Origin of the sequence: Vibrio sinensis, from assembly GCF_003605645.1 — a bacterium.
Taxonomy (GTDB): Bacteria; Pseudomonadota; Gammaproteobacteria; order Enterobacterales; family Vibrionaceae; genus Vibrio; species Vibrio sinensis.
Genome location: NZ_QVMU01000004.1, coordinates 44,813 through 59,171 on the forward strand (window position 1 = coordinate 44,813; position 14,359 = coordinate 59,171).

Annotated in this window: 8 protein-coding genes; 1 reads left to right on the forward strand and 7 read right to left on the reverse strand. The window is 40.8% G+C overall.

Annotation, left to right across the window (positions count from 1 at the left end; translation table 11 throughout):
• Nucleotides 1-31 precede the first annotated feature (31 nt).
• The 7 genes from DZ860_RS06620 to DZ860_RS06650 form a co-directional block, all read right to left on the reverse strand.
• Entirely contained in the window at nt 32-4,879 is a 4,848-nt protein-coding gene (locus DZ860_RS06620) for an NAD-glutamate dehydrogenase (protein WP_120030150.1), read from the reverse strand.
• A 335-nt stretch (nt 4,880-5,214) separates the two neighbouring features.
• The gene (locus DZ860_RS06625) at nt 5,215-5,433 is read right to left on the reverse strand and encodes a DUF2835 domain-containing protein (protein WP_120030151.1); all 219 of its coding nucleotides are present in this window, start codon (nt 5,431-5,433) and stop codon (nt 5,215-5,217) included.
• Nucleotides 5,434-5,613: 180 nt separating this feature from the next.
• The gene (gene pepN, locus DZ860_RS06630) at nt 5,614-8,220 is read right to left on the reverse strand and encodes an aminopeptidase N (protein WP_120030152.1); all 2,607 of its coding nucleotides are present in this window, start codon (nt 8,218-8,220) and stop codon (nt 5,614-5,616) included.
• A gap of 158 nt (nt 8,221-8,378) precedes the next feature.
• Nucleotides 8,379-9,041 carry a hypothetical protein gene (locus tag DZ860_RS06635; protein WP_120030153.1) on the reverse strand — a complete coding sequence of 221 codons (663 nt, stop codon included), beginning with the start codon at nt 9,039-9,041 and terminating at the stop codon, nt 8,379-8,381.
• Between the two features lie 132 nt (nt 9,042-9,173).
• Entirely contained in the window at nt 9,174-11,171 is a 1,998-nt protein-coding gene (gene prc / locus DZ860_RS06640; protein ID WP_120030154.1) for a carboxy terminal-processing peptidase, read from the reverse strand.
• A 17-nt stretch (nt 11,172-11,188) separates the two neighbouring features.
• Nucleotides 11,189-11,815, reverse strand: coding sequence for an RNA chaperone ProQ (gene proQ, locus DZ860_RS06645; protein ID WP_120030155.1), 627 nt, complete (start codon nt 11,813-11,815; stop codon nt 11,189-11,191).
• A 98-nt stretch (nt 11,816-11,913) separates the two neighbouring features.
• Nucleotides 11,914-12,387 carry a free L-methionine (R)-S-oxide reductase MsrC gene (locus DZ860_RS06650; protein ID WP_120030156.1) on the reverse strand — a complete coding sequence of 158 codons (474 nt, stop codon included), beginning with the start codon at nt 12,385-12,387 and terminating at the stop codon, nt 11,914-11,916.
• A 141-nt stretch (nt 12,388-12,528) separates the two neighbouring features.
• Here DZ860_RS06650 and DZ860_RS06655 point away from each other — a divergent pair, with 141 nt between their 5' ends.
• Complete coding sequence (locus tag DZ860_RS06655) at nt 12,529-14,325, forward strand: ABC transporter ATP-binding protein (RefSeq protein ID WP_120030157.1); 1,797 nt, start codon at nt 12,529-12,531, stop codon at nt 14,323-14,325.
• Nucleotides 14,326-14,359 lie beyond the last annotated feature (34 nt).

The window sequence follows — 14,359 nt, forward strand, 5'->3', positions numbered from 1 at the left end:
TTTACTTTTACGATTAACTTCAAGTCGCTGATTACTTAAGATCACCAGCTGAACAGTTTAGATTCAAAAGCATCAATTCACGTAGTGCCACAGAGAACTTCGCAAATTCATGCACTGAGCCCACCTTAAATTCATTTAAGATATTTTCCCAACGATGCAATGAAGTCTCATTGTTTATAATCCAATCTTCCAATGCCTGCATCACATCTAAGCTTTCTAAGGTACAACCACAACTGAGTACTTGCCCTGTTAACTGACGTTGTTGCCAATCGAGATCTTCTCTAAATGCCGCTCTTGCTAATGCCTGCCAATGATTATCAACGGCTTGGCCATTTATTTGTTTTAAGAACCAGTGAAGCGATAATCGATCCCCTAAATTGTAATAAAGCTTGGCCGTTTGTTCGATTGAAGTGCCCTTTTCCTTAGATACTGTAGATATATCCAGTATAGAGTACAAACTCGATAATCGAGCAACATAATTGGCTAATTCAGCTTCAATGCCTTGATTTATCCAATCATTAGCCATTGTATTATGTTCTTCCACTTCTTCAGGAACGAGCATTTCGTCTAGATTAGTTTTAATCGTATCAATATCTGACTGATAAAGTGCAATCATGGCATCAACACTCAACTTACCACTTCGATTTCTTAATAACCAACGAGACAAACGTCTTAATGTACGACGGACATAGAAGATCATGTCATATTGAGCATCAGTACTAGCCACATTATCAAGTTGGCGTACCCGTTCTAGAACTTCACCTAGTGAGAATATTTCACGACCCGCAGCATAAGCATTGGCAATATCAACAACGGTTGCTCCAGTTTCCTCTTGCAGACGTGTGACGAAATTACATCCCATCTCATTAACCATCTGATTAGCCAATGCCGTCGCAATAATTTCAGCTCGCAGAGGATGCTCATTCATTCTCTCTGAATAGTTACGACGTAACTCAGTTGGGAAGTAATTGACCAATTGTTTGGCATGGAAACTATCATTAGCGATATCTGGATGAACAAGTTCTTCTTTTAATACCATCTTGCCATAAGCAATCAATACAGACAGTTCCGGTCTAGTTAATGCTTTCCCTTGTTTCTCTCGTTCCAATAAGGTTTCATCGTCTGGAATATATTCAAGAACGCGATCCAAATAGCCTGCTTTTTCCATAGTATGAATAAAGCGAATCTGCTCTTTAACCAGAGAGACCCCTTGTCTATCGGTTACGGAAATAGATTCTGATTGGCAATAAGCATCATCGAGTACAATCTCACCGACTTCATCTTCCATAGATTCAAGAATGATATTACGCTGCTTAACTGTCAAATCGCCATTTGCGACTAAACCGTTTAAAAAGATCTTAATATTGACTTCATTATCTGAACAATCAACACCACCTACGTTATCAACAAAATCGGTATTTACACGTCCACCGGTTAACGCAAATTCAATACGCCCCAGTTGGGTCATACCTAAGTTACCACCCTCGCCAATAACTTTCGCACGTAGATCTCTTCCATCGATTCTCAATACGTCATTGGCTCGGTCACCTACTTCCGTATGTGTCTCTGTAGAAGCCTTAACATAGGTGCCAATCCCGCCATTCCAAAGCAGATCAACGTCCATTTTAAGAATCATTTTAATCAGTTCATTCGGTGCTAATGCCGATTTTCTCGTACCGAGCAATTTCTGAATTTCTGGTGTTAGTTCAATAGACTTCGCTCTGCGTGAGAACAAACCGCCACCTTTAGAGATCAATGACGAGTCATAATCTTCCCAACTGGATCTTGGAAGATCAAACAATCGCTGACGTTCCTCCCAACTTGTGGCTGCATCTGGGTTTGGATCAATAAATATGTGCATGTGGTTAAATGCGGCGATCAATCGAATATGCTTTGATAACAACATACCGTTACCAAATACATCTCCCGCCATGTCACCTACACCAATCGCTGTAAAGTCGGTCGTTTGACAATCAATATTCATTTCTCTGAAATGACGTTTAACTGATTCCCAGCCACCTTTCGCGGTAATCCCCATCGCTTTGTGATCATAACCATTGGAACCACCCGATGCGAATGCATCTCCTAGCCAAAAGTTATATTCAGCCGATACGGAATTAGCGAGATCAGAGAATGTTGCTGTTCCTTTATCTGCCGCTACAACGAGATATGGATCATCTTCATCATGGCGAATAACACTTTTAGGCGGAACAACCTCTCCCTCGATAATGTTGTCTGATACATCTAGTAAGGCTCGTATGAAACGCTTATAACAACGCTGCCCCTCTGCAAAAATCTCATCACGAGAACTTAGCCCAGGTTGACGTTTACAGACAAACCCACCTTTAGCGCCAACAGGAACAATCACAGTATTTTTTACCTGTTGCGCTTTAACTAATCCGAGTATCTCAGTACGGAAATCTTCTTGTCGATCGGACCAACGTAATCCGCCTCTCGCTACTTTTCCACCCCGTAAATGTACCCCCTCAATATCCGGCGCGTAAACGAAGATTTCATACGCTGGTACAGGTTGTGGTATTTCCGGAATTTGACGAGGACTAAGCTTTAACGCCAACCAAGGTTTAGGCTGCTTATTTCCATCCAATTGATAGTAGTTGGTTCTTAATGTCGCCGTTATCATCTCCATATAACGACGAATAATTCGATCATCATCTAAGCTTTCAACATGGTCGAGCTTTTCAGTGATCTTATTAACCCACTCGGTTTGTCCTTTTTGATTCCCTTTAAACTTAGGATCAAAACGTTTCGCAAACAGTTCCACCAGCGCTTTAGCAAGATCCGGATAGTGGCTTAACGTGTCTTCTATATACTGTTGGCTGAATGGGAAACCGACTTGACGCATATATCTGGCATACGCACGTAAAATAGAAATCTCTCGTCCTGTTAAAGAAGCTCCTAAAACTAATCTGTTAAAACCGTCACTTTCTAACTCACCCGCCCAAATAGAAGCAAAAGCTTGCTGGAATCGATCTCGAGCTTGGCGAAGATCTACGCTCTGTTCACTTTTGTGCAGCATCGAGAAATCAAGGATCCAATAGTTCTGTCCATTCACTTTGCGAACTTCATAAGGTGATTCACCAATAACACGAAGTCCTAAGTTTTCAAGCATCGGCATAACATCAGATAAGTGAATAGGTTCATCTCGGTTATACAGCTTCAAACGAACCGATTTTGAGTCTGAAGCCAGTTCTTGTGGTCGGTAAAACAACATGCCGAGTTTATGATCATCACTCAACGCTTCTAAACGTTCGATATCGGCAACCGCAGAACCGGGTAATACATCTTCTTTGTAAGAGCGAGGAAACGATCGCATGTACTCTTTTGATAATGGCAAGCCTTTACTCTCACCAAAGCTTGCGATAATCGCTTCAGATAATCGGTCATCCCAAGTCGAAGAGGCTTCCATTAGATTCCGCTCTATTGTATTTACATTGATGTTCACATTGTTGTTATCGACACGAACAATATAATGAGTACGAGCAAGCGGACTCTCGGAAAAGTAAGTCGTAAACTCCACTTCTTGCTCACAACCAAAGTATTGCTGAAAAATTCGCTGAGTCTGGCGACGAAGTTCGGTGTTGTAACGGTCTTTCGTTACGTAAACCATACAACTAAAGAAACGTCCAAACGGGTCTTTACGCACAAACAATCGCAACATATCACGATCTTGCATTTGTACGACGCCCATGCCCACTTCAAGTAACTCTTCTTCTTTTGCTTGAAGCAGTTCATCACGAGGGTAATTCTCAAGAATATTGTGCAGCGCTTTATAGGAGTATGAACCAATGCGGTAACCACTCGCCGACAGAATACGTTCTACCTTTTCACGGACAAGAGGAATATTCGCTACGCTTTGATTGTATACTGCTGAGGTATAAAGTCCTGTGAAGCGATGCTCACCGATAACTTTACCGTTTGCATCAAATTTCTTAATGCCGATGTAATCCGTATAAGCAGGACGATGAATTCGTGATGGCGTATTACCCTTTGTCACAATAAGCAAGAAGGGTTTCTTTGCTTCCAATCGCGCTGAATCAGGAAAGTCAGAGAGTTTCACTTTACGAACGCGATCAGGGCTGGAAAACAATCCTAATCCTTTTTCTTTCGTCGGATGCAGTTCACTCTCACCGTCTACCGTGATCAAGTCATACTCTTTATATCCCATAAAGGTAAAATTATGATCACCCAACCAACGCAAAAACGCCAAAGTCTCATCGTAACGATCTCTTTCGATCTTAACGTTAACTTGTTGAGCCTCGACTTGATCAATCACCTCACCCAGTTTTTCTACCATTTGTTGCCAGTCTTGGACGACTAAATCTGTGTCAGTTAAAATTTTTAATAGTTCTTCTTTTAACTCGACCATCGACTTCTTGTCGCTTAAACGATCGACTTCAATGTGGAAAAGGGATTGAAACTCACCTTTCCCATCATTAATGCTAACAATAGAACCATTCTCTCCGCGTTCTATTTGAGTTGGGCCATGAAGCATTAGGTGAGAAGCAAGATCAAGACGTGTAAGTGCCATCTTAGTCGAGTCAACCAAGAATGGGCTATCTGGAACTAGAATTTCTACGATGGTGTGTGTTGATTGCCAACCTTGACGGCTAACGGTTGGATTAAATACTCGAACTGAAATTTCATTGGCATGTTTTTCATTAACATGATGCCAAAGACTGACTACCGCACCATATAAATCAGATTCATTTCTTTCAATTAGATCATCTTGCGAAATATTGCTGAATAGATGCTGGGCTAATTGATTAACTAAAGGTTGATCAGCAGATTTAAGTTTGTCATTGATCAGTTTGTACACTTTCTCAAGTAGCACCGGCAACAGCGTTTCACGCGCGGTCATAATCACACTCCACTATTAGAATTTTGGATATGGGATGTTTGGGCATCATGCTTACGCAAAGCTTGCTAGACTAAATGAGTGAATTATTAATTAGACGTTCATAGAATAAACATTTCGCACTTTTGAAACCACTGACTGCGAATAAATGAACGACAGTACAATAAAACAAACGTCCAGATCACTAGCCCTTTTGGTAAGCATAGTGCCTAAATTCAGTAATGCCGTTTTATTGTAAAAGCTTTATTGATAAAAAGTTAATTATTTAACGCAGTGAATAGATGAAATGTTCAATAATGTGACTACCGCTATATTTAAACCACTAAAAACAGTGCTTTTTATAGACTTTCTAACTTAATAAACTTGTTATTTTGGTCAGTTGTTAATCGAAAGCGTCCTTTTAATCCAATGTAGCTTAGAAACGGTCGAAATCGACTTGCTGGCAGTTGAATTTTCACGCCATTATCGGTAGTCACGACAACGTGACTTGCTACACCACTATAGTAGGCAAGAAAGTGTTGATAAGGAATATTCAGTGAAAAGCAATATTGGTTCATTAAAGTGCCACTTTTCGCGCAGATAAATTAACACTGTATGCTTATACAGTGCTCGTGAGTCATATAGAAAAGTGGCACCTAATGGGTACCACTTTTAATTTTTTAGCTAAAATTCAATAACTTAAGAATCTATTGCTAAAGGACAAATTACTACAGAGCAAGTATTCAAAAGCAACAAGCTTAAGATTCCAGTGCTTTTGTCACTTTTTCAAACAGATCGTTAGCCAGATTATCCATCGCTTTTAACGACTCTAACTCGGCAATGATAAGAGCTTGGCGCTCTTCATCATATTTACGGAACTTTAATAATGGATCAATCAAACGCGAAGCGACTTGAGGGTTACTGCTATTCATTTCACGAAGAATTTCGCCAGCAAAACGATAGCCCTCTCCTGATTTTGCATGAAAGTTGACAGGGTTCATGTTAAGAAAAGAACCGATTAAGCTACGTGTGCGATTCGGATTCTTCAAGCTAAATGCTTCATGTGCCATTGACTCACGAATCACTTCCAACGCATTTTCTCCTGGGTTACTTCCTTGTATTGCAAACCATTTATCCATAACAAGACCATCATGCTTCCATTGAGAGCTATAGTCTTTAAGCAGATCTTCACGACAAGCAAGTTGAGCAGAGTTTGCCGCACTCATCGCCGCGATAGTGTCTGTCATGTTATTGGCTTTTTGATATTGCAGTTGTACCAATTCATTACCTTTTTCTGTCATTGCCAAATATTGCAATGCCATATTTCTTAATGAACGCTTACCGATCGCTGCATGATCAACACTATACTCACCTTGCTCTAGGCTGTGGTAGATAGCCGAGAATTCATCTTCTAGTTCAGTTGCCAACGTCAATTTAATTGCTTTTAGGACAAGAGCAATTGCATCAACATCAACACACTTGTACCAACCCGATACTTCATTATGACTCGGCAAGGACATCATTTCTGCGATAAATGCAGGTTCTAACTCTTCGCTCAACAACACTCCACGAAATGCATCGACAACTGAATCAGGTAATGTGACAGATTGACCGTGACGAACCGCTTCAACGTTACTTTGAATATACTTAGCCAACAACATTTGACCAGCATCCCAACGCGCAAATTCATTTCTTGCATGAACCATCAAGAAAATTAATTCGTTATCACTATAAGCGTATTCTAGTTTTACGGGCGCTGAAAACTCTCTGAGTAGTGATGGTACAGGTTGCTCTGCCACATTTTCGAAAACAAAGGTTTGTTTATCTTGGGTTACGTTCAATACATTGCTAATTTTTTGATTGTTACAGCGTAACTCAATAACATCACCATTGCTCGAATATAACTCAATATCAAACGGAATATGTAGAGCATACTTTTCACTTTGATCTTGAGTCGTTTCTGTTTTTTGCTCGATCGTTAGCGCATAGGTCAATGAACTAGCATCATATTCGCTGGTCACAGTGACGGTTGGCGTCCCTGATTGGCTATACCATAGGCGGAACTGTTTAAGATCAACGCCAGATGCGTCTTCCATCGCTTCGACAAAATCTTCACATGTTGCAGCTGTCCCATCATGGCGTTCAAAATAGAGAGCCATCCCTTTTTGAAACGCAACTTCTCCGAGTAATGTGTGCATCATGCGAATAACTTCACTGCCCTTTTCATACACGGTCAATGTATAGAAGTTATTCATTTCAATTACTTTCTCAGGGCGGATCGGATGAGACATTGGGCTTGCGTCTTCAGCAAATTGAGGGCCACGAATAATGCGAACATTACCAATACGATTCACCGCTCGAGAACCAAGATCCGATGAAAACTCTTGATCTCTAAATACCGTCAAACCCTCTTTTAGGCTCAATTGGAACCAATCTCGGCAAGTCACTCGGTTGCCAGTCCAGTTATGGAAATACTCATGGCCAATAACGGCCTCAATTCCTAAGTAATCGGTATCTGTCGCCGTTTTCTCATTGGCGAGTACGAATTTAGAATTGAATATGTTCAAACCTTTATTTTCCATTGCTCCCATGTTGAAGAAATCAACGGCAACAATCATATAAATATCAAGGTCATACTCTAAGTTAAATCGAGTTTCGTCCCATTTCATCGAGTTGATAAGTGACGTCATTGCATGATGAGCCCGGTCTAAATTACCTTTATCAACAAAGATTTCCAATGCAACATTACGTCCAGATTGGGTGACATACTGATCGCGTAAAACATCAAAATCACCCGCTACGAGTGCGAATAGATATGCTGGTTTTGGGTGAGGATCTTGCCATTGAACCCAATGACGACCACCAGATAAATCCCCCTCCGCGATACGATTTCCGTTGCTTAGCAAAAATGGAAACTGTTCTTTGTCCGCAATCACTTTTGTGGTGTATCGAGCTAATACGTCTGGGCGGTCCATATAATAAGTAATGCGTCGGAATCCTTCAGCTTCACACTGGGTGCAGAATGCTCCGCCAGATTTATACAAACCCTCTAATGCTGTATTCGCTTCTGGATTAATCAGCGTTGTTATTGTCAGTTCGAACTGTTTAGGAAGTTCGGTGAGTTCAAGACCTCCATCAACTTGCTGATAGTGAGACCATTGCTCGCCATTTACCTCAACACCTTTTAAGTTGAGGTTTTCTCCATCAAGAAATAACGTCGCACTTTCTTGCAGTTGTTTTACTTGCGAAACTGCAGTAACCAATGTCTCGGTATCATGTAGATCAAACGTTAAGTCTAGATCGGTAATTTCATGTGACGGAGATTGATAATCATTGCGATATTTAGCTTGTGGTGCATGAGCCATCTCTAAATCCTTCTAACTAAAGTATAATTTCGAAACTAGCTTACAACTCTAGATACAAAAAAACGAGGTATTATCAATAAATACCTCGCTTAAACTTGGTTGACTGATGGAATTACGCTGTAGAAGCGAATTGATGGTTAATTATTAACCATACGCAGTTAACGTATTCGATTAAGTACTGCGAACATATCTCCCTCAGCAGTATGTAGCGTTAAAGTGTCACTATTCAATGAATATCGAGTCTCATGTTCACCATCTTCATATAACAGAACGAGCTGATCTCCCTCAGTGTAGTAAACACCTTTATGAACCATTTCATCGCCCTCTTGATTACTCACTCGGAACATAAAGACAAAATTGGGTTGCAAAATTAGATCCATTTTATTGACTTCACTCGCCAGTAAATCTTCGCCCGCTAATTCAGCGCTCGACCAAATCCCAGCCAAAGTGTTTGACAATGCTTTGGTAAATACTACTCCATTAAGGTTAAGCATATGATGATTACTGGAGTATTCATAAATCTGAGGTTCTGATGTATTCAATCCGAGAATTATCGTATCTTCATTGGCACTATAGAGCCCCTCCCAATGATCGACAGAGTAATCGCGTTTCTGAATATCGATGGCAAAGTTGTAGTTAGAATCCAAACTAAGTTTTATGGCGAGAAAATCTTCTTTAGAAGCTTCGGGGTTAGGGTTAATCAGATACCAATCCCCAAGAAGAAATGGCTGATCAAATTGAGTTAAATCACTGTTATCGCGGGTTTGACCAGCGAAACAAGACGCACAAAAGCATGCTAAAACTACACTTATCCATTTCATCCTCAATCTCCTCGCTTTTTCTTTAAGCTTAGGCATAGGAGTCGAATAAGGCTAAAAATTTGATCTAAATCACATAATTTTTGCGCAAAAAAAAGCGAACCACCATGGTTCGCTCTCTAATTTATTGATTAACTAGCCTTTAATAATATCGACCATCACTGCAACAGACTCATCAAGATAAGCATCTGGCGCTTCGTAATCTTTAGGCAAATCATCAATTGACTTGTAAGCTGGCTTACCTTGCAATTTTTGACGTTGATTAATTCGTTCAAGTCGTTCAGCATCCGCCTTATCACTTTCTTGTTTACGAATTTTCTCACTCAATGACAAAGTCGTATCATCTTTTTCGGCTTGATAGCGAGCGATGTCATCAGCAATAAACTGAAACTCTAAATCGTTAGCAATACGTTGTTGATGCAAGGTATTCAACGATGAGATTAGTTTATCGTTACGCTGTAACTGCTGGTAATTAGCGCGTGCAATACTATCCCAAGGCAATGCGTTATCTTCAACACTTTCTCCAGTTTCACTTGGATCAATCGGCGTTGGGAACGCGATATCAGGGGCTACCCCTTTGTTCTGCGTACTTCCACCATCGATACGATAAAACTTTTGAATGGTATATTGAACATAACCAAGTTCTTTATCGAACAAATCATAAATATGGTTAAGAGAGCGATGTTGTTGCACCGTACCTTTACCAAATGAATTTTCGCCCAAAATAATCGCGCGACCATAGTCCTGCATAGCAGCGGCAAAAATTTCTGATGCCGATGCGCTGTAACGGTTAATAAGTACGGTCAGCGGTCCGTCATAACTGATCACATCATCAGTATCACTATTAACATTTACACGTCCGTAGCTATCTCTTACTTGAACCACAGGTCCACTAGTAATAAAGAGGCCAGACAATGCAGTTGCTTCCGTTAATGCACCGCCACCATTGTTACGCAAGTCAACAATAATGCCATCGACGCCATCTTTTTTAAGTTCTTTGATCAGCTTATCGGTATCTTTCGATAATCCGACATAAAAACTCGGTACTTCTAGTACTCCTATTTTTTTGCCGTCTTTTTCAAAAATTTCTGATTTAACCGCTCGATCTTCAAGACGAATCTTATCACGTACTAACGTAATAACTTCACTCTTCGTATCTTTGCCCTCAGGTAAGACTTGAAGGTAAACTTTGGTTCCTTTCGGACCCTTAATCAATTGAACAACATCATCTAGACGCCAACCAATTACATCGACGATTTCTTTCTCGTTTTGACCAACACCAATGATGCGGTCACCCTCGACGAGTTGTTTACTTTTTGAGGCAGGACCACCAGCAACTAACGAACGAATAACTGTGTAATCATCCGTCATTTGCAATACCGCACCGATCCCCTCAAGAGATAGATTCATCTCTGTCTGGAACTGTTCAGCATTACGAGGAGAAAGATAGCTAGTATGAGGATCAACTTCACGCGCGAATGCATTCATATAAAGCTGAAACGCATCTTCATTATGCGTTTGGCTCATACGTTTAATGGCATTATTGTATCGCTTACCAAGTACTTCTTTGATTTCGTCCCAACTCTTACCTGTCAGTTTTAAATTCAAAGCATCGTACTTAACGCGCTTACGCCACAAATCGTTTAGTTCAGCCTCATCTTTCGGCCAACTTGCTTCACTTCGATCGACTTCGATAGATTCATCAACATCAAACGACATCTCTTTATCTAACAAAGACAAAGCGTATTGGAAACGCTCATAGCGACGTTTAATTGACTCGTTATAAACATCAAAGGCAATCTGGTTATCACCAGTTTTTAGTTGATCATCAACTTGTTTCGTCCATTTATTGAACGAGTCGATGTCCGCTTGGGTAAAGATGTTTTTGTTGTAATCAAGCATTTCCAAATAACGATTAAAAATCGCTTGAGAGAATTCATCATTCAATGAAAAATGCTTATAGTGAGAACGAGTAAATCGAGAAGTAACGCGCTTGCTTGCGGTTTCATGCTGAGCTTCTGGGGCAAGCACGGGAAGGTCATCGATCGTGATATTTGCTTCAAGAGCAAAAGCTGGAGTAGCTGCTAGCACTAGGCTAGCAGCAATCAGCGACAGTTTAATACGGCATTTCATGCGTAGGAGTATCTCCTTTATGCGCGTAGGTGCTCCGCTTTAACAACCATTTGTAGGCCGTTAGACAGTTGAACTCGCACATCTTCCTTGTTGATTTCTACGATAGTCGCAGCCATGTTTCCTTTGCCCATGTTCACATTGATATCTTTACCAACAATGAATTCTTCAGCAGTCAAAGCACGAGTTTCTACTGGCGTTTTAGCCTGAGGTGCTTTGTTCGCTTGAGGGCGACGAGCTTGCGGCTTCTTAGCTGGTTTTGCTTTCGCTTTGTTTTCTTCGCGAGTTTTTTGTGCTTGCTCTTTACGACGAGCTTGTACTTTAGCTTTGCTTTCAGCTAGCGCAGTTTTAGCGTGTTCTACGTGTTCTTCTTCTAGTTCACCACAAGGGTTACCATCCAAATCTACACGTACTGCACCAGGCTTAACACCGTGTAGGTAACGCCATGATGAAGTGTACTGTCTTAACGCTGCACGAAGCTGAGTTTTACTTACTTTTGGATCGTCAGATAGACGTTCCGCAAGATCTTGAAAAATACCAATTTTAAGAGGTTTGGCTTCACCTTCTAAAGTAAAGCACTTAGGGAAACATTCAGCAACATATGCGATAATTTCTTTGCTGTTTTTTAACTTTTCAGTGTTTTCCATGAGGATTCCTGGTTGTTGCGGCGTGTCCGCGAGCATTAAGATAAATATTTCAGGTATTATAGTGACCTGTAAGCGAAAAACCACACTCTAGGAAGAATTTATGCTTTGATAGCGTGTGAATTAAGCAGCTTTTGCACTTCTTCCATTAAAAATGTCAGACCTTGCTCATCAATTTCGCTAAATCGACCAATTTTTGGGCTGTCAATATCTAACACCCCTAACAATTGACCACCTACAGAGAAAGGAATCACAATTTCTGAGTTGCTTGCTGCGTCACAAGCAATGTGGCCATCAAACTGGTGGACATCATACACCCTTTGTACGCAATTTTCCGAAATCGCTGTGCCGCAGACTCCTCGACCGATGGGAATTCGTACACATGCCGGTTTTCCTTGAAAAGGTCCTAACACTAATTCGTCGTCTTTTAATAGATAAAATCCGACCCAATTTAACTCGTCAAGCTCCATATTTAGCAAAGCACTGAGATTAGATAAATTTGCAATCAAGTCTGTTTCAGATTCCAGTAATGCGATCGCTTGCTTGGTTAAGCGCTGGTAATGTTCTATTTTCATAATGAACCCTTCAAGAAATTATCCTCGGTTCCGTTTGGTTTTCTATACCACTGAAACCGCTAATGTTTAAAACTGAGAGACTTCCCAAATGAATCTACGTACAATCGCCGAAAACCATAAATAGTAAGCATTCTCATTATAATGAATAATCAAAACAACACTATTAGCCGTTCTTGGTTAATAAAACAAGTTAAACAGCACAAGTCAAAATTGATTTGGGCTAACGTTATCGCGTTGCTTGCGACCTTGATTAGTGTCCCTATTCCGCTTTTAATGCCTTTAATGGTCGATGAAGTACTATTGAATAAACCCGCAGCAGGAATTGACGCGATGAACGCGTTGTTGCCGGTCTCATTACATACGCCAACTGGGTATATCTTTTTAACGCTGCTACTCGTGATTTTAATGCGTACAGTCAGCCAAGCCCTCAATATCTTGCAAGGCCGTCAATTCACTCTAGTGTCGAAAACCATCACTTTTAATATGCGCAGCAAGATGATCGACAAACTGGGTCGTATCAGCATCCGTCAGTATGAGACAAAAGGCAGCGGTGGCATTAATGCACACTTGATTACCGATGTTGAAACGATCGATACGTTTATTGGTTCTACACTTAGTAAATTCTTAATCAGCCTACTGACAGTGATTGGCACAGCTGTCGTACTACTTTGGATTGAGTGGCGATTAGGGCTATTCATCTTACTCGTTAACCCTATTGTGATTTACTTTTCTCGCAAACTAGGCAGTAAGGTTAAACATCTTAAGAAACACGAAAACCAATCTTTTGAACGATTTCAAAATCGCCTAGTAGAAACGCTCGATGGCATATATCAACTTAGAGCCGCTAATCGAGAACGAGAATTCTTATCTGAACTTAAAGACCATGCGAACCAAGTGCGTGTAGATGCGGATAAATATGCATGGCAATCAGAAGCAGCTGGCCGAGTCTCTTTTTTGCTCTTTTTACTCGGTTTTGAACTGTTTCGCGCAGTAGCCATGTTAATGGTGCTATTTAGTGATCTGACGATTGGTCAAATCTTTGCGGTATTTGGTTACCTTTGGTTTATGCTCGGTCCTGTTCAAGAGTTACTTGGTATTCAGTTCTCTTGGTATAGCGCTAAAGCAGCTTTAACAAGAATCAATGCTTTATTAGATTTAGAAGAAGAACATCGCCCTATCAGTAAGGTCAACCCATTTACCAACGACAAGGAAGTGGATGTCTCTATTGAGCAGGTCAATTTTTCATATAATGATGAAGTGACGGTCCTCAAAAACCTCAACTTATATATTCCTGCAGGTAAGAAAGTAGCCTTGGTTGGCGCAAGTGGTGGTGGTAAATCAACGCTAATCCAGCTTTTAATTGGCGTTTATCATCAAAACTCTGGAACCATACGCTTTAATGGTCAGACCACCGATGACATTAGCTTTGACGTCATTCGTGAACAAATAGCCGTGGTTTTACAGCAACCTATACTATTTAATGACAGCTTAAGGCATAATCTCACTCTAGGTTCAGATTATGATGATTTATCTCTGTGGCGAGCTCTTGATGTCGCTCAAATGCAAGATGTCATTAGTCAACTGAGTGACGGGCTCGATACACAGATTGGTCGTAATGGTATTCGCCTTTCAGGTGGTCAACGTCAACGCCTTGCAATTGCAAGAATGATATTGAGCGACCCAAAATTCGTTATTCTCGATGAAGCAACATCTGCATTAGATACGGCAACGGAAGCAGCTCTGCACTCTGCATTGACAACTTTCCTCAAAGGTCGAACGACATTAATTGTCGCGCATCGCCTTTCTGCCGTAAAACAGGCTGATCTGATCTACGTTTTAGAAGATGGACAAGTAACACAGGCGGGGACTCATGGTGAGCTGGTGGAGCAAGATGGTTTATATCAAACATTGTATGGGAGCATTCAATCTCACGCATAAGCGTAGTGAGAGACTTCCTCATATTTGTAATTTG